Raw genomic sequence first — 20425 nt, 5'->3', positions numbered from 1 at the left:
CTGATGTCCATGCTGCCGTCCGGTTACGCCACCGGCACGTGCACACCGACCACACCGAAGCCGAACAGCGTGTGGACCGGCACCATCGCGATGGTCGACTGCGGGCAGAACACCAACCAGGGTGGCCCCAGCCGGGCGATCTACGGGCTGTTCCCCAACCTCGATGCGCTCAAGCAGGCGTTCAACGACGACATCGCCGCGGTGCAGCTTGCGAACTGCCCCGGGGAGGGGCCGTCGCCGGACGGCTGGCATTACGACCGCGACCCGACGGTCACCGCCGGAATGATCGCGTGCGGCACCTACAAGAATCACCCCAACGTGATCTGGAGCAATGAGGGCAAGCTGATGCTCAGCGACGTCTTCGGCGATCCCGCCACGATCGACGACCTGCACAACTGGTGGGCCAAGTACGGCTGACCGACGGCCGGCCAGCGCATAAGAATTCAATGCTCAAGCGGCACAACGACACTGGATGGTCGCAATGAGCGAGGAGCCGGGCTCGAGGGCCGGGTCGACGTTCGGGCCCTATCACCTCAAGCGGCTGCTGGGCCGTGGCGGGATGGGCGAGGTCTACGAGGCCGAGCATTCGGTCAAGGGCTGGACCGTCGCGGTCAAGCTGATGTCCGAAACCGTGAGCAGCGACCCGGTGTTCCGCGAGCGGATGAAGCGCGAGGCCCGCATCGCCGGCCGGCTGAAAGAGCCGCATGTGGTGCCCATCCACGACTATGGCGAGATCGACGGCCAGATGTTCCTCGAGATGCGCCTCATCGAGGGCGTCGACCTCGACGGCCTGCTCACCCGTTACGGCCCATTGCCGCCTCCGCGCGCCGTCGCCGTCATCACCCAGATCGCCTCCGCGCTGGACGCCGCGCACGCCGCCGGGGTCATGCACCGCGACGTCAAACCGCCCAACATCCTGGTCACCCGTGACGACTTCGCCTATCTGGTGGACTTCGGCATCGCCAGCGCGACCACCGACGAGAAGATCACCCAACTGGGCACCGCGGTAGGTACGTGGAAATACATGGCGCCCGAACGGTTTTCCAGCGACGGGATCACCCACCTGGCCGATGTCTATGCGCTGGCCTGCGTGCTGTTCGAGTGTTTGACCGGTAGCGCGCCGTACCCGTCGGAGAACGCCGGCGTACTGATCAGCGCCCACATGATCAACCCCATCCCACGTCCCAGCGCAGCGGGACGCGACGTGCCGAGATCGCTGGACTCCGTCATCGCCCGCGGCATGGCCAAGAAACCGGCGGACCGCTACGGCAGCGCCGGTGATCTGGCGCGCGACGCGCACAAGGCGCTCAGCCACCCCGACCAGGACCACGCCACCGACATCGTGCGGCGCAGCCGGGAGTCCCCCATACCTGAGCATCTGCGCAATCCACCTGCGGCACAACGGTTTTCTCATCCCAGTCCGCCCGCACCGGCGCGACCGCCGGCCGCTTCGTCCCGCCCGCCCGCTGCACCCCGGCCGCCCGGGCCGGCCCGCCCGCCCGCACCGCCACGTCCACCGACGCCGCCCCGTCCGCCGGCGCCGCAACATCCGTCGGCCGCTTCGCCCGGCGCGCCCCGCCAACCGGGCCCACCGGGTCCAGCCCCGGCGTTCACCGGGCCATGGCCTGCCACCAGCCCGGCCGAGCAGTCGCGCGGTCGCAACCCGTGGGCGATCGTGGCGGGTGTTGCCGCTGTCATCCTCGTCCTCATGCTGAGCGGCATCGGCATCTGGGCACTCAACAAAGACGACGACACACCGCAGGCCAACAGGCAGCGGACCACCACGACGCGGCCCACGACGTCGACCACCACCCGCACCACGACGGCGCCGTCGTCGAGTGCACTGCCGGAGGCGCAGGCCCGGTTGATGAGCCTGCTCCCCGCGGGGTATCCAGCCGGCAGCTGCACGACGGATACGAAAACGATGCCGGGCGCCCTGGTTTCGGTGTCGTGCGGGCAGAACACCGATGCCAACGGTCCCAGACTGTCGGCCTACGGACTGTTTCCCGACGTGGCATCACTGAAGAAGGCCTTCACCAGCTTCACCACCACCTTCACCATCCAGCAGTGTCCGGGCGGCAAGGCGTCTCCCGGCAACTGGTGGCACACCCAGGACCCGAAAACCGTTCTGGGCCAGATGGCCTGCGGCATTTACAAGGGCAGCGACCCACAAGTGATGTGGAGCAACGAGCAGACGCTGGTCTACGCACTCGTCGGCGGGAAACAGCAGGTACCCAGCCTCGATCAGCTCTACAAATGGTGGGCCAAGCACTCTTAGACCGGTCGTCGTAGCATCACGGTCCGCGGGAGTAACGGAGGCAGGCGATGGGTGAGATCGTGGGGCTGGTGGTGCGCGGGGGTGGGCGCAGTTGGCTGGTGGTTCCGGGGCGGGTGTGGACGGTGGGGCGTTCGGGTGAGAGCGATATTCAGTTGGACAATCCGCGGATCTCGCGGGTGCATGCGGTGCTGGAGCCCACCGAGTCAGGCTGGGTGTTGTCCAATCGCAGCAGCAACGGCATGTATGTGCAGGGCGCTCGGGTGGAAGAGGTGGTCATCGGCGATGAGCCGGTGACGGTGGTTCTCGGATCGGTCACCTCAGGCCAAGAGATCGAACTGGCTCCCGATGCGGGACAGCCGGTATCGATCGGAGAGGCGACGACCATGGTGGGTCAGTTCCCGCCGTTGCCGTCGTCATCGCCGCCGCCGCCCGAGCCGCTGGCGAAGACCACCGAGATCCCGCTACCGCCGCTGTCCAGCGCTTCAGGGCAGACGGCGCCGTGGCAGACGGCGTCGGGGGTGACGGGTTCGCTGCGGACGCCGACCGCGGTGCATGCGATCGATCAGGCGACGGTCAGTATCGGGCGGGCTCCGCAGAACACCGTGGTATTGCACGACCTGCTGGTCTCACGCCGCCACGCCCTGCTGCGGCGCAGCGGCGCGGACTGGGAACTGATCGACAACCACTCCGCCAACGGCACCTACGTCAACGGCACCCGCATCACCCGCGCCCTGATCAAACCCACCGACATCGTGGGCATCGGCCACCAACTGCTGCACCTGTCCGGCGAGCGCCTCGTCGAATACGTCGACACCGGCGACATCTCCTACCAAGCCGCCCACCTGCACGTCGAAACCCCTGGCGGCAAAGTCCTACTCGACGACGTCAGCTTCGTACTGCCCCAACGCAGCCTGCTGGCCGTCGTCGGCCCCTCCGGCGCCGGCAAATCCACCCTGCTGGGCGCCCTGACCGGCTTTCGCCCCGCCACCACCGGCACCGTGCGCTACGACGACCGCGACCTCTACGACAACTACCCCGAACTACGCCACCGCATCGGCTTCGTCCCCCAAGACGACATCCTGCACACCCCCCTGACCGTGCGCCGCGCCCTGAACTACGCCGCCCGCCTGCGCTTCCCCCACGACGTCACCGCCACCGAACGCCAACACCGCATCGACGAAGTCCTCACCGAACTCGGCCTGGCCACCCACGCCGACCAACGCATCGACTCCCTCTCGGGCGGACAACGCAAACGCACCAGCGTCGCCCTGGAACTGCTGACCAAACCCTCCCTGCTGTTTTTGGACGAACCCACCTCCGGCCTAGACCCCGGCTACGAGAAATCGGTCATGCAAACCCTGCGCACCCTGGCCGACGACGGCCGCTCGGTAGTCGTGGTCACCCACAACATCGCCCACCTCAACATGTGCGACCGCCTGCTGGTCCTGGCCCCCGGCGGCCGCCTGGCCTACTTCGGCCCACCCCAACAAGCCCTGGCCTACTTCGGCTGCACCGACTTCGCCGACCTGTTCATCCTGCTCGAAAACGACACCACCACCGACTGGACCACCCGCTACACCAACTCCCCCCTGCACGCCGCCTTCACCCCCACCGACACCACCCCCACCCCCACGGGAGCCACCACCGGAGCCACCGGGGCCACCGCCAAACCCAAACCCAAAGCCCAACAAAGCCCCCTGGCCCAATTCGCCATCCTGTCCCGGCGCTACCTCGCCGTCATCGCCGCCGACCGCCAATACACCCTGTTCCTCCTCGCCCTGCCCCTACTCCTGAGCCTGTTCACCTACGCCGTCCCCGGCGACGCCGGCCTCTCCCTGGCCGACGCGATAACCCAGCAGTCCAGACAACCCACCCAGTTGCTGGTGCTGCTCATCATCGGCGGCGCCCTGATGGGGTGCGCCGGTTCTATCCGCGAGATCGTCAAGGAACAGGCCATCTACCGCCGCGAACACGGCATCGGACTGTCCGGCGGCGCCTACGTCGCGTCCAAAGTCGTTGTGCTGGGTGCGATTTCCGGCCTGCAAGGGTTGCTCTTCGGATTTCTCGGGGTCGCTTTCCTGCCACCGCCCGACGACTCGCTGCTGCTGCGGTCCGGCAGCACCGAGATGCTCCGGCACGTCGGTTCGGCCGAGATCGCGGCCGCCGTCGTCGCCGTGACCGTGGTGTCGATGGTCCTGGGTCTGCTCATCTCCGCCCTGATCAGCAACGCCGACCGCGGCATGCCCCTGCTCGTCGTCGTCGTCATGGCCCAACTCGTGCTCTGCGGCGGCATGTTCGCCGTCAACGACCGCATCCCCCTGGAACAACTCGCCTGGCTCTCCCCCTCCCGCTGGGCCTACGCCATGGCCGGCTCCTCGCTCGGGGTGAACTACATCCGCCTCACCGACCCCGACCCGATGTGGACGCACGACCGCGCGCACTGGCTGACCGCGCTAGGGATGTGCGCGGCGCTGGGAGCGGTGATGGTGACACTGCTCGCGGCGCGACTGCACGGCCTCAATCGGCACCGCAGGGCCCGAAAGTAACCCAGACCGTTTGCTTGTCAGTCCGAAAAGGAGGTCTGGCCAAGCGAATAGCACCAGGTTTACGCTATTCGCTGGCTTTGGTGCGTCCTCCAGATGTGTTTGCCCCGTGGCAACGTGCCGGTTGCCTCAACGAAGGAGATGTCTATGAAACTGAAGCTCTGGTCCGGTGCCGGGGCCGCGGCAGCGGTCATGGTGACCGCACTCGTGCTCACCGGCTGCGGAAGCCCGAAGAACAACACCTCCGGCAGCGGCTCGAACGCGCCCAACGTGGATGCCGCGAGCACCGTCAAGCAGGCCGCCGACGCGATGCGCAAGGTCACTGGGTTGCATGTCAGCCTGACTGTGCAGGGAACGGTGCCCAATCTCGAAGTGACCAAGCTCGACGGCGACGTGTCCAACACCCCCCAGACCGTGGCCAACGGCACCGCGACGCTGACCGTCGGCAAGAGTCCCGTGGACTCGAAATTCGTCTTCGTCGACGGCCACCTCTACTCAGACGTTGCGGAGCCGGGCAAATTCACCGACTACGGCAATGGCGCGTCGATCTATGAGGTCTCCACGCTGCTCGACCCCGACAAGGGCCTGGCACACCTGCTGGCCAATCTGCAGAACCCCAAGGTGGCCGGCGGCGAACAGGTCAACGGCATCGCCACCACGAAGATCACCGGCACTTCGTCGACCGACGACGTCGCCACCCTGGCCGGATCGCGCCTGAGTCCCCAGAACGCCCCGCCCACGCCGACCACCGTCTGGATCTCCTCGGACGGCTCCTACCACCTGGTCAAGATCGAGATCACTCCGGTTGAGAACGGGACGGTGTCGATGACCATGTCGGAGTGGGGCAAGCAGGTCACCGCCACCAAGCCGGTTTAGCACCTTCGTGGAACCCCATCTTCTTCAGTCGCCGAAAGGAATCACCATGGGATTGACCGCTTTTCGGGCGCGCTTTGCAAGGGGCGCGGCGGTCGCACTGACCAGCGTCGCAGCGGTGACGGCGACGTTGGTCGCGCTGGCTCCCGCCGGGCACGCCGACGGCCAGTACGGCGCCATCGCCTACTCGGCGTCGGGGCAACTGTTCGGCCGCACCAAGGACGCCCCGTCGCGCGCCGCCGCGGAGAGTGCCGCGATAGGTGCGTGCGGCAAGTCCGACTGCAAGGTTCTGGTGTCGTTCTCGGAATGCGGTGCGGTCGCCGAGAACAACGCCGGAGACCACGCCGGAGGGTACGGCTCGACGCTGCTGGCCGCCGAGCAGGACGCCATGCGGCGGCTGGGCACCGCAGGATGGATTGGCACCTGGCTCTGCAACTAAAGTCGATGCGCTCGCCCGCCCGTGCGCTCACCGGGGCGGCGTGGTTACAGAGTTGGGATGAATGACGTGGCGGGGTTGCAGGTGCGTGGGGGTGGCCGTAGCTGGGTGGTGGCTCCGGGGCGGGTGTGGACGGTGGGGCGTTCGGGTGAGAGCGATATTCAGTTGGACAATCCGCGGATCTCGCGGGTGCATGCGGTGCTGGAGCCCACCGAGTCAGGCTGGGTGTTGTCCAATCGCAGCAGCAACGGCATGTATGTGCAGGGCGCTCGGGTGGAAGAGGTGGTCATCGGCGATGAGCCGGTGACGGTGGTTCTCGGGTCGGCGTCATCGGGGCAGGTGGTGGAGTTCGAGCCCGGCGGCGCGGGGGAGCCGGAGCCAACATCGATCGGCGAGGCGACCACCACGGTGGCCCCGATTCCCGACCCGGCCGAGCCGGCCACTACCGAGACCACCGAGATTCCGGTCCCCCCGCTTCCGACCGCATTCACCGCCGAGCTGGGACTGGGCGATCCCGCCACCTCGGGGCAGACGGGTTCGGGGGTGACGGGTTCGCTGCGGACGCCGACCGCGGTGCATGCGATCGATCAGGCGACGGTCAGTATCGGGCGGGCTCCGCAGAACACCGTGGTATTGCACGACCTGCTGGTCTCACGCCGCCACGCCCTGCTGCGGCGCAGCGGCGCGGACTGGGAACTGATCGACAACCACTCCGCCAACGGCACCTACGTCAACGGCACCCGCATCACCCGCGCCCTGATCAAACCCACCGACATCGTGGGCATCGGCCACCAACTGCTGCACCTGTCCGGCGAGCGCCTCGTCGAATACGTCGACACCGGCGACATCTCCTACCAAGCCGCCCACCTGCACGTCGAAACCCCTGGCGGCAAAGTCCTACTCGACGACGTCAGCTTCGTACTGCCCCAACGCAGCCTGCTGGCCGTCGTCGGCCCCTCCGGCGCCGGCAAATCCACCCTGCTGGGCGCCCTGACCGGCTTTCGCCCCGCCACCACCGGCACCGTGCGCTACGACGACCGCGACCTCTACGACAACTACCCCGAACTACGCCACCGCATCGGCTTCGTCCCCCAAGACGACATCCTGCACACCCCCCTGACCGTGCGCCGCGCCCTGAACTACGCCGCCCGCCTGCGCTTCCCCCACGACGTCACCGCCACCGAACGCCAACACCGCATCGACGAAGTCCTCACCGAACTCGGCCTGGCCACCCACGCCGACCAACGCATCGACTCCCTCTCGGGCGGACAACGCAAACGCACCAGCGTCGCCCTGGAACTGCTGACCAAACCCTCCCTGCTGTTTTTGGACGAACCCACCTCCGGCCTAGACCCCGGCTACGAGAAATCGGTCATGCAAACCCTGCGCACCCTGGCCGACGACGGCCGCTCGGTAGTCGTGGTCACCCACAACATCGCCCACCTCAACATGTGCGACCGCCTGCTGGTCCTGGCCCCCGGCGGCCGCCTGGCCTACTTCGGCCCACCCCAACAAGCCCTGGCCTACTTCGGCTGCACCGACTTCGCCGACCTGTTCATCCTGCTCGAAAACGACACCACCACCGACTGGACCACCCGCTACACCAACTCCCCCCTGCACGCCGCCATCACCCCCACCGACACCACCCCCACCCCCACGGGAGCCACCACCGGAGCCACCGGGGCCACCGCCAAACCCAAACCCAAAGCCCAACAAAGCCCCCTGGCCCAATTCGCCATCCTGTCCCGGCGCTACCTCGCCGTCATCGCCGCCGACCGCCAATACACCCTGTTCCTCCTCGCCCTACCCCTACTCCTGAGCCTGTTCACCTACGCCGTCCCCGGCGACGCCGGCCTCTCCCTGACCAAAGCCATCGAGAAGGTGTCGACCCAACCGGGTCAGCTGCTGGTGCTGTTGATCATCGGCGGCGCGTTGATGGGCTGCGCTTCCTCGATTCGCGAGATCGTCAAGGAACAGGCCATCTACCGCCGCGAACACGGCATCGGACTGTCCGGCGGCGCCTACCTCGCCTCCAAACTCGCCGTGCTCGGGGCGATCGCCACCGTCCAGGGACTGATCCTGGGCCTGCTCGGCGTCGCCTTCCTGCCGCCGCCGGATCAGTCGGTGGTCATACCCTGGCCGCGGGTCGAAGTGGCAGTAGCGGTCGTCGCCGTGACCGTGGTGTCGATGGTCCTGGGGCTGCTCATCTCCGCGCTGATCAGCAACGCCGACCGCGGCATGCCCCTGCTCGTCGTCGTCGTCATGGCCCAACTCGTGCTCTGCGGCGGCATGTTCCCGGTCAAGGACCGCATCCCCCTGGAACAACTCTCCTGGCTCTCCCCCTCCCGCTGGGCCTACGCCATGGCCGCCTCGACCGTCGACCTCAACGATCTGCGGCGGACCGCCGGCGGAGATCAGGACCCGATGTGGGATTACGACGTCAGTAGCTGGCTGGTCGCCGCGGCCGCGTGCCTCGTGCAGGCGGCCGTGTTGGTGCTGTTCGCCGTCGTACGGCTGAGGCGCATGGGACCGCAACGAAGGGCCAGAAGATAACGCCGTCGAGCCGCACCGAATACGCTGGTGATCGCCCCATCGCGCATTGTGCGGTTCGCGCTCGTACCCGGAGGTGGTTGATAGTGTCGGCGACGTTGGTTGATTGGGAGGATCAGCGATGAGCGACACGGAGGGTTCGCGGGTGGGGACGATGTTCGGGCCCTACGAACTCAAGCGGTTGCTGGGCCGCGGCGGGATGGGCGAGGTCTACGAGGCCGAGCACACCGTCAAGGAGTGGACGGTCGCCGTCAAGGTCATGACTGCGGAGTTCAGCAAGGACCCGGTGTTCCGCGAGCGTATGAAGCGCGAGGCCCGCATCGCCGGCCGGCTGCAGGAACCCCACGTGGTGCCCATCCACGACTACGGCGAGATCGACGGCCAGATGTACCTCGAGATGCGCATGATCGAGGGCACCGATCTGGACAGCGTGCTCAAACGCTTCGGCCCGCTGACCCCACCGCGCGCGGTCGCCATCATCACCCAGATCGCCTCGGCCCTGGATGCCGCGCACGCCGCCGGGGTCATGCACCGCGACGTCAAACCCCCCAACATCCTGGTCACCCGCGACGACTTCGCCTACCTGGTCGACTTCGGCATCGCCAGCGCCACCACCGACGAAAAGCTCACCCAGCTGGGCACCGCGGTGGGCACCTGGAAATACATGGCGCCGGAACGGTTTTCCAACGACGAGGTCACCTACCGCGCCGACATCTACTCGCTGGCCTGCGTGCTCTACGAATGCCTCACCGGTGGTCCGCCCTACCGCGCCGACAGCGCCGGTTCCCTGGTGACGGCTCATCTGATGAACCCGGTGCCGCAGGCCAGTACCGCCCGCGCCGGCATCCCGAAAAGCTTCGACGCCGTCATCGCCCGCGGCATGGCCAAGAAGCCCGAGGACCGCTACGCCAGCGCCGGCGATCTGGCCCTCGCCGCCCACGAAGCGCTCAGCTCGCCCGACCAGGACCATGCGGAGAACATCCTGCGCCGCAGCCAGGAGGCCACCCTGCCCGGTCCGCCGACCGCGTCATCGCCACCGACGATGCCGGCCACCGCGGTGGCACCGCCCCAGCGCCCGGGGCCGCCGAGCACCCCACCGCCGCGGCCTTCTGGTCCGCAGTACGGCTCGGGACCGTCGGGACCGTCAGGGCCGTCGGGGCCGGCGCAGCAACGGCCGTCCAATCCGGCCGGGCATCCGGCCTGGAACCCGGTCAGCGGCCCGATCCCGGCCTCCGGCGCGCCCTCCCAGAACAATCCGCAGTACCCCCAGAGCGGCGGGTGGGGCGGCGGACCACCCAGCCCGCAGATGTCCTCCGGACCGATGCCATCGGCCTGGAACCAGGGACACCGGCCACCGGGCCCGGCCAAACGCAACCCGTGGCCGATCGTCGCCGCCGTCGTCATCGTGCTGGTTCTCGTCGTCGGCGGCGTGATCATCTGGAAGGTGACCCGTCCAGAGCCCGCGGCCAAGGTGAAACCCGTCGCCGAGGACCGGCTGAGCTCGCTGCTGCTGACTTCCTCGGAGGTCAACGCCGTGATGGGTTCGTCGACCATGCAGCCCGGCAAGCCCATCACGACGGTGGACTCCTCACCGGTCACCCTCTCGAATCCGGACTGCCAGGGTGCGATGTACGGCAGCCAGGGTCCGGTGTACGCCGGCAGCGGATACACCGGAATCAGTGGGCTGGTGTCGTCGGAGCCCGGCGACAACTACGACCACTGGCTCAACCAGGCGGCCATCGCCTTCCCGACCGCCGACAAGGCGAAGTCGTTCCTGCAGTCCTCGGTCACCAAGTGGAAGGGCTGTGCCGGCAAGACCGTCACCGTCACCAATAAAGGCAAGACCTATCGCTGGACGTTCTCCGAAGTGCAGGGCAGTTCGCCCAGGATCACGGTGGTGGACGCTCAGGAAGGCGCCAATGGCTGGGAATGCCAGCGGGCGATGGAAGTGGCCAACAACGTGATCGTCGACGTGAACGCCTGCGGATACCAGATCACCGATCAGGGCGGTCAGGCCGCCGACAAGATCGTCGCCAAGGTCAACAAGGAGAAGTAGCTTTCCCGCTAGGCCTGGCCGGGCAGGTCGGGGCCCTGGGCGCGGAGGTCGTCGACGGCTGACATCGCTTCGCGCAGCTTGGCCAGCCACTCCTCGGTGTGCTCACCGACCAGCTTGACCGACCAAGCCAGTGCGTCGGCGCGCGATCGCGCGACGCCCGCGTCCACCAGGGTGTCGAGCACCTGGCGTTCCGGTTGCTTCAGGCGCGTCATGACCGGTACGGCGATGTGGGTGAACAGGATTCGTTCGCCGTTCACCTCGACGCCCCAGGAGACCTTACGCCCGTAGCGTTCCTGCGCTTCTTCGGCGATGGCCATGCGCTCCGGACGGGTTTCTTCGCGGAATCGCGAGACCCTCCCCTCGGCGCGGGCGGAGCTCTCGTCGGTGCTCTCCGGCAACTTGCCGACGACGGTGATCTCCTCGCGGTCGACGATGACGGTCGGGTCTCCGTCGAACCATGCTTCGGGAAGGCGGCCTGCGAACCACTCGGGCGCGCCGCTGGCATCGGGTTGCTCGGCTTGCTGCCAGCCCCCGGGACGCCCGTGCCGACGTCCGTGGTGATGATGAAGTTTCATGATTACATGATTACACCGTTACATGTGTAAGCAAGAGTTGTTCGCCGGCGGCGAACACAGCCACTGGGGTGAGCACTTGCTCCGGACCGCTGGAAACCGTTGCCATCGGCCATTCACAGTTGTATTTTTAGGAGCGAAGCAGGCCCGGAAGTGACCGAATCTCAAGCGCCGGAAGAAGGGTGAAAAACGGCCGCGTAAGACCCGCAGTAGTCGGAGTCAACAACGCCCCCGCGAGTCACGCCGGGCCTGCCCATGTGCCGGGCCTCTCCGGCGAACAGACATGAACTCGAACGAAAATGCCTCGCGCCGTGCGAGTTTGCGCCTGCTCGCGAGGAGGGGGCGTGCGCGGGGGCTAGCTTCGCCGGACGCGGAAGAGTTTGGCCTCATTCTTGATGTTCTTCAGCCGACGGGCGCCGGCGAATGACCACTGGAACCCGGCGTCATCGCCGACGGCCTCGCAGACCGCGTCGGTCGCCAGCACGGTTCCCGGCCGCGCCACCCCGGTGACCCGGCTGGCCGCATTCACCGGACTGCCGAACCAGTCCCCGGCCCGGCTCACCGCCATGCCCTTGGCGACGCCGGCTCGCAGGCGAGGGAAGTCACTGTCGTTGTCCACCACGTCGACCAGCTTCAGCACGGTGTCCAGCAGTGGCGCCGGCTCGGGGCACACGAACATCACCGCGTCGCCGATTGTCTTGATGAACCGTACCGGCGGAGCGGTCAGGTCCCGGGCCAGATCCGCGAGTCGCCCGGCCAGCTGGCTCAATTCCTCGGCGGACACGACTTCACCGAGCTTGGTGAACCCGACCAGATCGGCGAAGGCAACCGCGACCGGGCGCGCTCCCGGCAACGGCTTGCCCGCGGCCCGCTCCCCGGCATTGACGGCTTCGGACTCCATCATGTGCCGCAGATGCATGAACAACATCTGGTGAATCATCGGTCCGAGCAACGGCGCGATCTGGTTGATCAGCGCCTTCGATCCCTGCGCGATCTGCACTTCGGTGGCACCCGGCTTGATGATCGCCGCCAGGGCGGTGTACCGCATGACCTCGGCCGCATGGGAAAGGCCGTCGGCGAGGACGCGGACGACGGCGACCACCTGATCGGGGTTGAGCCCCAGGTCGACAAAGCGCTGCGCGAACGCGGCCGCCTCGCCGTCGGCGCGCATGTGCACGACCGCGTCCGGGTCGTCCACGCGGGCCAGTCCGACGGCCCGTTGCACCCGCTGCAGCAGCTCCAGGTCGATGCCGTAGGTCTCGCTGATCTCGCGCGCGGACACATAGGTGCCGTCGTCGCCGATGACGTGACGGGAGGCCAGCAACAGCGGCGGGTTGGTGGTTCGAATCTCCTCCGCGGTGATGCCCTGTTCGAGTAGCCAGCGCACCAGCTCGGCCCGCTCGGCGCGCGCCTGGCCCTCGAGCCCGTTGAGCAGGTACTCGATATTCGGGTCGTCGGCTTGGTCTAGGTGGTCGGCCACCCAGTCCACGTTAGAGCCAGGGACAGGTCATCATGTGAGGTGATGACCGAACCACTGCTCGACGGGCTCGCACCGGTGATCGACGGCCGTGCCGAGGTACTGGTGCTGGGTTCCTTTCCCAGCGTCCGCTCGCTGGCCGAGGGCCGGTACTATGCCAACCCGCGCAACGCCTTCTGGCCGATTATCGCGGAGTTGTTCGGGTTCGATTGCGCCGCAGGATATTCCGAGCGACTGGCGGCGCTGCAGTCGAATCGGGTGGCGCTGTGGGACGTGTTGCGCAGCTGCCGCCGGACCGGCAGCGCGGACGCCGCGATCGACCCGAAAACCTTGGTGGTCAATGACTTTGACTGGCTGTTCGCCACCTATCCGGGGATTGCCCGGGTGTACTTGAACGGCGCGGCAGCAGCCGGGCTGTTCGAGCGGAAGGTGGGCTGCCCGGCGGCCGTGACGTGCCGCCGGCTGCCCTCGACCAGTCCGGCCCACGCCATACCGCGGGCAGCGAAACTCAAAGCGTGGGCGACGCTGATCGACGGCGATTCATGACACCGGCGGTCGCCGGTGCGCCCACGGCCGGGCCGCTTCGATCTGCGCGGACAAGGACAGCAGCGTCGCCTCGTCATACGGCCGGCCGACCAGTTGCACGGACATCGGCAACCCGTCATCGTCGTAATCCCACGGCACCACGGCCGCGGGCTGCCCGGTCAGATTCCAGATCTGCTGATACGGAACCCGTTGCGCCACAAGCAGAATCGTGGATACACCGCCACGTCGTTGGTAGGCGCCGATGCGGGACGGGCCGGCCGCGGTGCCCGGTGTGATGACGACGTCCACGTCGTCGAAGATGGCCTGAATCCGGGTGTCCAAACCCGTTTCGGCCGTTCGCAACCGGGCCATCGTCCGATCGGAGAAGAACGAGCCGAGGCGGGCGATGGCGCGGGTGCGCCGCTCCAGCCGCTCGGGGTGAGCCTGCGCGTCGGCGTCGTCGCTGATGCCCCGCAGGAACCGGGGCAGGTAATTCGCATACAGCGACACCGGGTACGCCGGGTCGCGCTCGATCACGTCGTGACCGAGGTCGCGCAGCAACGCTCCGGCCTGCTCGACCGCGTTCAGTTGCGCCTTGCCGACCCGCACCGGCATCGGCGTCGGCACCTTGGTGCTCAACGCGATTCGCAGCGGCCCGGGTTGGCGCGTTGCGGCAGCGGCGAATTCGCCCTCGGGACCGGGCACCGTATTGGTCGCGTCGAGGAGCAACGCCGCGTCGAGAACCGACCGCGCGATCGGGCCGTTGACACTCAGCCCCTGCCACGCGTCGTCGTGCGGTTCCAACGAGATCCGGTCGCGCTGTGGTTTCAGCCCGAACAGTCCGCACCAGGTCGCCGGGATGCGGATCGAGCCGCCGCCGTCGGAGCCCAGGGCCAGCGGCACCAGACCCGCCGCGACCGCCGCGGCGCTACCGCCGCTGCTGCCCCCGGGTGTGCGACGCGGATTCCAGGGGTTGCGGGTGGCACCGAAGGTCAGCGACTCGGTGAAGGGCATGATCATCAGCTCCGGCACCGATGTCTTGCCGATGATCACCGCGCCCGCCGCGCGCAGCCGGCGCACGACTTCGGCGTCATCGGTGACGGCCGGGCCGTGCGCGCCACTGCCGCACGTGGTCACCTCGCCTGCGACGTCGACGTCGTCCTTGATCGCTATCGGCACGCCCAGCAGCGGCCGCCGTTCGCCGGCGTCCAGTCGTTGCTGAGCGATCTCGGCTTCCTCGCGCGCGCCGTCGTAGCGCACCACCCGGAACGCGCGCAGCTCGCTGTCCAGCTGCTCGATGCGTTCCAGATAGAGCTCGAGGAGCAGCGGCGCGTCGATGTCGCCGTCGGCCAGCATTCGCGCCTGTTCAGCAGCGCCGGCGAAGGCGAGATCGCGAGGGTCCACTGCCGCAGCGTATCTCGCGCGCGTCTGCCGGTACCACGCGCGCCGAACGTGAACTGGCGGCGAAGAATCGGCCCGATTCCCGCCGTGGCTGCACGTTCGGCGATACAGCGGGCGCCAAGTAGCGTGGCGACATGTCCTGCGTATTCTGTGCGATCGTCGCCGGCGAAGCCCCGGCCATCCGGATCTACGAAGACGACAACTTCCTGGCGATCCTCGACATCCGGCCCTTCACCCGCGGCCATACCCTGGTGATCCCCAAGAAGCACAGTGTCGACCTCGACGACACCCCGCCGGAGACGCTGGCCGGGATGATCACGCTCGGCCAGCGCATCGCCCAGGCGGCCAAGGCCACCGAACTGGCCGACGCGACCAATATCGGCATCAATGACGGCCGCGCCGCTTTTCAAACCGTTTTCCACATTCACCTGCACGTACTGCCCCGGCGCAACGGCGACAAACTCTCGGTGGCCAAGGGCATGCTGGTGCGCCGGGATCCCGACCGGGAGGCCACCGCGCGCATCCTGCGCGAGGCGCTGGCACGCATCGAGGCGAGTAATTAGCGGCGAAACGGGGTCGGACCTGCGCCAGTAGTGCCGCCACAGCGCGCGCAGCGGTTTATCCTGTGGGAGCGTGCGGTGAAGCTCCTCAATACTTCGCCTGCCTGATTGCATGTGCGAGCGGGAGCGGCTGATGAAGCGCTGGACGGGGATGCAATGCCCGTTCACCGGGCTGACCCTGGGAGTCACCAGTGCCGTCGTCGGCGGCTACAGCCTTGCTGCGGCGCTGGTCATCGCGTCATCCGTCTGGGACTGGCAGGGCGCGTACGCGACCCGTCCGGCCGTGCAGGGCGTGACAGTGCTGTGTCTGGTTTTCGCGGCCGCCTGCGCCTGCCGGGCTGCGCGGCACGCGATCGGGCGCCGCCGGTATGGCTGGCTGGCGCTGGCGGTGGCGCTGACCGGCTGGGCAGTCGGCGAAATCATCTGGTCGGTCTACGACGTACGGCCCGCGGTCGAACACGCCAGCCATCCGGCCGCCGGAGAGATCGTGCTGCTGCTCTACCCGCTCGGTGCCTTCGCAGCGATGGTACTGCTCTCCAATCCGCCCGCCGGCCACAACTTGTGGCGGTTGGTGCTGGACGGCGTCATCGTGTCCATGTCCCTGTGGGTGGCGTCCTGGGTATTCGTTCTGGACAAGGTGCTGAAGACCGACAGCAGCTCGCGGCTGGTGACGGTGGTGCATGTCGGCTCCGACGTGGTGCTCATGACGACCGCGATCCTGCTCTTGTCGAGAACTCGTCCGGGTCGGCGGCGCAGCGTGAACCTGTTTGCCGGCGGAGTCGCAACCATCATGCTCGCCGACATGCTCGTTCTGTTCCAGACGGGGATCGGCAGTTACCACACCGGCGACGTGGTCGACGTGAGCCGGGTGGCCGGACTGGGCCTGATGGCACTGGCGGGCCTGGTCAGCGTGAAAGAGCCCGACGTCGTCAATACGGGCTCGGAGATCAGTTCCTATACCAGGCTGTGGCTGCCATATCTGCCGCTGTTGCTGGCCGCCGCCCTCGGGTTGGGGCACGCGCTGCGCCTGATGCGGCACGGTCCCCTGCTGGTCGGATTCGGCATCCTGGTCGCGGCGGTGCTGGCCCGCCAGTTCGTGGTGCTGGTCGAAAACCAGGGACTGCTGACCGAGGTGGCCGAGGAGGCCTTCCGGGACAGCCTGACCGGGCTGGCCAACCGCGCCAACTTCCTGCACAAGCTGGAGCAGGCCGTCGCCCGGCGCCGCGAGAGCTCCGCGCCGATCGCCGTCATGTGCCTGGACCTCGACAACTTCAAGTCGGTCAACGACGCACTCGGCCATCCGGCCGGCGACGAACTTCTGGTTCGGGTCGCCGGCCGGCTCACCACCACCCTGGGCGAACAGGGCACCGTCGCGCGGCTCGGTGGTGACGAATTCGCGGTACTCATCGAAGGCCCGGTGGAGGAGTCGCACGCGGCCGCCCAACGCGTACTCGAATCTTTCAATGCGGCAATCGTCGTCGACGGTGTTCCGTTGGCGGTTCGGCCCAGCATCGGTTTCACGGTGGCCGCTGCGGAATCCGATTACACCGTCGACGAACTGCTGCGCCATTCCGATCTGGCCATGTACGCCGCCAAACGCGAAGGCGGGCAATGCATCCGCAGCTTCGTGCCGGATCTGCCGCTGCCCTACGCGTTGCCCGAACTCAACGACGAGTCGATGCTGGCCCTGAAAAGCAGCCTGGAGAACGGCTTCGGCGGTGGTCGCCTGCACCGAAGCCCCACCCCCGCCAACGCGGCAGCGCTGGCGCGCGCGATCAAACCGCTTGCCGCCGGCCCGAAACCGGCGTCGGACGACGTTCACGACGTACCCAACGCGGTGCGGTGGCCACCCACCGCGGTACGAATCGGACTGGGAGCGTTGGCAATCGGTGTACTTGTCTTCGCGTCGACCTGCCTGCCCGACCCGCACGCCGACCACTCCCCGTTCTTCGCCAACGTCTTCTATCCGATCCTGAACTTCTGCGCGGCCGCGCTGATCGCTTATCGCGCCTACCGGTTGCCGGCCGACCGCGTGGCCTGGCTGCTGATCGCTGCCGGCACGGCGGTTTCCGCGCTGGGTGACGTCATCTATGCGAAATGGGTCCCGGACGGCCAGTCGCCGTCCGTCGCCGACCCCGCCTACCTGGCCTTCTATCCGCTGGTCTACGCCGGCCTGCTCATGCTGATGCAGTCGCGGCTGAAGCGGGTGCCCCTGCCGATCCGGCTGGACTGCGTGGTGTGCGGTTTGGTGATGGCTTCGGTGGCCGCCGCCCTGACCGCAGGGCCCATCCACACGGCCGCGATGAAAGCACCGGCCACTGTGCTGGTGGGTCTGATCTACCCGTGGCTCGACCTGGTGCTGGTGGCGCTGGCCGCCGGTATGCTTCCGATCCTCGGCTGGCGCCCTGAATTCCGCTGGGGCCTGTTGGTGATCGGGTTCGTCATGATCGCGGCCGCCGACACCGCATACCTGTTCGAGACTTCGGCTGGGTCCTACCGGGTCGGCACCATGCTCGACGCGTTCTGGCCCGCGTCCTATCTCCTGATCGCGGTAGCGAGTTGGACGGCGTGGTCGTCGGCGCCCCCGCTGCCCAGACGCTCGCTGGGGTCCTACGCCGCACCGGTGGCATGCACCATCGTCGCGCTCGCGGTCACCGCGATGAGCCACGAGTCACGGGCCGCGTCGATCCTGGCCGCACTCAGCCTGATCGCCGTCGCGGCGCGCTTTTCGGTGACTTTCCGCGAAGTGAGCATCATGGCCGAAAGCCACAAGCAGGCCATGACCGATCAACTGACCACCCTGCCCAATCGGCGCTCGCTGGCGACGATGCTGACCGCCGTACCGCTGACCCCGCCGCCGGGCATCGGACCCGCGTCGAACACCCGGAGGCCGGCTCGTCGAGCACTGCTGCTGCTGCAACTTCAAGAGTTCGACGAGATCAGCCAGACGGTCGGCCACCGCTTCAGCGACGACCTGCTGTGCCGGATCTCCGATCGTCTGACCCAGAACGTGCGTCGTGAGGACATGCTCGCCCGAGCGGGTGACGACGAATTCGCGATCCTGCTTGCCGAAGGCGCCGATCTGATCGCCGCACGCGCACAGGCGGGCCGGCTGCTGGAAGCGCTGAACGAGCCGTTCACGCTGGATCCGGTGACCGTGCAGGTCGATGCCCGAATCGCCATCGCCCTGTTCCCCGACCACTGTGAGCATCCGCAGGAACTGCTCAACCGTGCCGAGATGGCCCTTCCGCACGCCAGGTCCGCCAAGAGCAGGATCGCGGTGTACGACGCCGCGTATGAGCTTTACCGCGACAACGACCCCAGCCTGGTCGAGGAATTGCGCGCCGCGCTGACCGAAGGCAGCGAGCAGCTGACCTGCCACTACCAGCCCAAGATCAATGCGGGCGACGGCAGCGTGCACAGTGTGGAGGCGCTGCTGCGCTGGCATCACCCCCACCGCGGGCTGCTGCTGCCGGAGGAGTTCCTGCCGGCCGCCGAGCGGGCCGGCCTGATGCGCAAGGTGGCCAACCGCACCGTCCACCTCGCCCTCGAACAGACCCGGAGCTGGCGCGATCAGGGTGTGGCACTGACCGTGGCGGTCAACCTGTCGACCACCAACCTGCTGGACCTCGACCTCGTCGGCACCATCGAGCAGCAGCTGAAGACCCACGGTCTGCCCGCCGACGAGCTCATCATCGAGATCACCGAGAGCACGCTCGTCGACTCGGCGCGCTCCCGCAAAACGGTCGCCGCACTGCAGCGCCTCGGCGTACGGATCTCACTGGACGACTACGGCACCGGCTGGTCGTCGCTGGCCCGGCTGCAGGACGTCTCTGTCGATGAGTTGAAGCTCGACCGGGTGTTCGTGGCACGCCTGGCGCAGGACCCGCGCTCGGTGGCGATCGTGCGCTCGACGGTGGCGCTGGCCGAAAGCCTCGGCGCGGACCTGGTCGCCGAGGGCGTCGAGGACGAGGTGACGCTGCGGGCGTTGCGGCAGTACGGCTGCACCATCACTCAGGGGTTTGTGCACAGTCCCCCGTTGCCGGCCGGGGACCTGCTGCAGTGGATCGCCGAGCACGCCCCCGAACAAGCCCCCGAACAGGCGGTCGCCACCGACTAGAACAGCTCCTTGGCCAGCAGCTCCAGGGTGGCTACCCGGGCTGGTCCCGTCCTGGGATCAGTGCCGCGGCGGGCTGACGCCACTGGGTGCACCATCACCTCGTCGACGTCGAAATGCTCGGCCAGCGCCCGCACCTGCTCGGCTGCCTCCGACGGCGAGCCGACGACCGCGCGGGACATCCCGCTGTCCACGATGTGCTGCTGTTGCGGCGTGAGGGTGGCCTGGTGTGCCTCTTCGACGAGCTGCACCGGACCCAAGGGCTGCCCGGTACGCAGCCGGGCCATCATCTGCAGGTTCGGCAAGATCAATTCCCTTGCCTCATCCAGGGTTTCGGCCACCGAAGCGTTCACCGTCAGGAAGGTGACCGGCCGGGGTGTGAGATCGCTGGGCCGGAAATGGCTGCGGTAGTACTGCAACGCCTCTTCGGTGCCCTGGCCCGAGAAGTGGTGGGCGAACACGTAGGGCAGGCCTTTGGCGGCGGCCAGGCGCGCGGAATACATCGACGAGCCGAGCAACCAGAGTCGCGGTTCGCCGGCGGCCGCCGGTGTGGCCTTGAGCGTGTAATCCCCCGAACGCAGCGGCACCCGCACGCCGCGGGCGCTCATCAGCGCGACCACGTCGTCGAGGTACTCGGGGAAGTTCTCGATGTCGCGGTCGTCGCGGCCGCCGCGCAGTGCGTAGGACGTGACGGGGTCGGAGCCGGGGGCACGGCCGATGCCGAGGTCGATACGGCCCGGCGCGGCCGCCTCCAGCAGGGCGAACTGCTCGGCTACCGCCAGCGGCGCGTGGTTGGGCAGCATCACCCCGCCGGAGCCCAGGCGCAACTGGTCGGTCTGCGCGGCGAGGTAGGCGATCAGGACGGGTGGGCTGGTGGCGCCCACCGAGGGCATGTTGTGGTGTTCGGCGACCCAGTAGCGGGTGAAACCCAGCCGGTCGGCGGTCTGCGCCAGCGACACCGTGGCCGCGAGCGCGTCGCCGGTGGACTGGTCACTGCGTACCGGGACCAGGTCAAGGACGGAAAGACGCACGGTCGG

General features: G+C 67.8%; 14 protein-coding genes. 10 read left to right on the top strand and 4 right to left on the bottom strand.

Features of this window, described 5'->3' with window-relative positions:
- The first annotated feature begins 3 nt into the window (after positions 1–3).
- From ACNQS7_RS27775 to ACNQS7_RS27745, 7 genes are all read left to right on the top strand, one after another.
- Positions 4–417: a hypothetical protein gene (locus tag ACNQS7_RS27775; RefSeq protein ID WP_418016266.1), complete on the top strand. Its 414-nt coding sequence runs from the start codon at positions 4–6 to the stop codon at positions 415–417.
- 64 nt (positions 418–481) lie between these two features.
- Positions 482–2278, top strand: coding sequence for a serine/threonine-protein kinase (locus ACNQS7_RS27770; protein WP_418016180.1), 1797 nt, complete (start codon positions 482–484; stop codon positions 2276–2278).
- A 47-nt stretch (positions 2279–2325) separates the two neighbouring features.
- Entirely contained in the window at positions 2326–4824 is a 2499-nt protein-coding gene (locus ACNQS7_RS27765) for an FHA domain-containing protein (protein ID WP_418015068.1), read from the top strand.
- A gap of 144 nt (positions 4825–4968) precedes the next feature.
- Positions 4969–5697, top strand: a complete 729-nt coding sequence (locus tag ACNQS7_RS27760) for an LppX_LprAFG lipoprotein (RefSeq protein WP_418015067.1) — start codon at positions 4969–4971, stop codon at positions 5695–5697.
- Between the two features lie 46 nt (positions 5698–5743).
- Complete coding sequence (locus ACNQS7_RS27755; protein WP_418015066.1) at positions 5744–6133, top strand: DUF4189 domain-containing protein; 390 nt, start codon at positions 5744–5746, stop codon at positions 6131–6133.
- Between the two features lie 57 nt (positions 6134–6190).
- The gene (locus ACNQS7_RS27750; RefSeq protein ID WP_418015065.1) at positions 6191–8683 is read left to right on the top strand and encodes an FHA domain-containing protein; all 2493 of its coding nucleotides are present in this window, start codon (positions 6191–6193) and stop codon (positions 8681–8683) included.
- Between the two features lie 118 nt (positions 8684–8801).
- Positions 8802–10736, top strand: coding sequence for a serine/threonine-protein kinase PknH/PknJ (locus ACNQS7_RS27745; RefSeq protein ID WP_418015064.1), 1935 nt, complete (start codon positions 8802–8804; stop codon positions 10734–10736).
- 8 nt (positions 10737–10744) lie between these two features.
- Here ACNQS7_RS27745 and ACNQS7_RS27740 read toward each other — a convergent pair whose 3' ends face one another.
- Entirely contained in the window at positions 10745–11311 is a 567-nt protein-coding gene (locus ACNQS7_RS27740; RefSeq protein WP_418015063.1) for a hypothetical protein, read from the bottom strand.
- 352 nt (positions 11312–11663) lie between these two features.
- The gene (locus ACNQS7_RS27735) at positions 11664–12788 is read right to left on the bottom strand and encodes an adenylate cyclase regulatory domain-containing protein (protein ID WP_418015062.1); all 1125 of its coding nucleotides are present in this window, start codon (positions 12786–12788) and stop codon (positions 11664–11666) included.
- Positions 12789–12830: 42 nt separating this feature from the next.
- On the opposite strand from ACNQS7_RS27735, the gene ACNQS7_RS27730 reads away from it, so the two are divergent.
- Positions 12831–13331, top strand: coding sequence for a DNA-deoxyinosine glycosylase (locus ACNQS7_RS27730; RefSeq protein WP_418015061.1), 501 nt, complete (start codon positions 12831–12833; stop codon positions 13329–13331).
- Here the strand turns inward: ACNQS7_RS27730 and ACNQS7_RS27725 are convergent.
- On the bottom strand, positions 13326–14714 hold the full coding sequence (locus tag ACNQS7_RS27725; RefSeq protein WP_418015060.1) for an amidase: 1389 nt from the start codon (positions 14712–14714) through the stop codon (positions 13326–13328). The two genes, ACNQS7_RS27730 and ACNQS7_RS27725, sit on opposite strands and share 6 nt — an antisense overlap.
- A gap of 131 nt (positions 14715–14845) precedes the next feature.
- Here ACNQS7_RS27725 and ACNQS7_RS27720 point away from each other — a divergent pair, with 131 nt between their 5' ends.
- Together ACNQS7_RS27720 and ACNQS7_RS27715 are read left to right on the top strand one after the other, a co-directional pair.
- On the top strand, positions 14846–15274 hold the full coding sequence (locus ACNQS7_RS27720; RefSeq protein WP_055576301.1) for an HIT family protein: 429 nt from the start codon (positions 14846–14848) through the stop codon (positions 15272–15274).
- Between the two features lie 148 nt (positions 15275–15422).
- The gene (locus ACNQS7_RS27715; protein ID WP_418016179.1) at positions 15423–19391 is read left to right on the top strand and encodes a diguanylate cyclase domain-containing protein; all 3969 of its coding nucleotides are present in this window, start codon (positions 15423–15425) and stop codon (positions 19389–19391) included.
- Here the strand turns inward: ACNQS7_RS27715 and ACNQS7_RS27710 are convergent.
- A complete protein-coding gene (locus ACNQS7_RS27710) occupies positions 19388–20419 on the bottom strand; it encodes an LLM class flavin-dependent oxidoreductase (RefSeq protein WP_418015059.1) in 1032 nt (343 codons plus the stop codon). The genes ACNQS7_RS27715 and ACNQS7_RS27710 overlap by 4 nt on opposite strands.
- Positions 20420–20425 lie beyond the last annotated feature (6 nt).

Origin of the sequence: Mycobacterium sp. 23, from assembly GCF_048287075.1 — a bacterium.
In the GTDB taxonomy this organism is placed as follows: domain Bacteria; phylum Actinomycetota; class Actinomycetes; order Mycobacteriales; family Mycobacteriaceae; genus Mycobacterium; species Mycobacterium gordonae_B.
The sequence above is the reverse complement of the archived record's forward strand: the minus strand, read 5'-3'. Positions and strand labels throughout refer to the sequence as shown.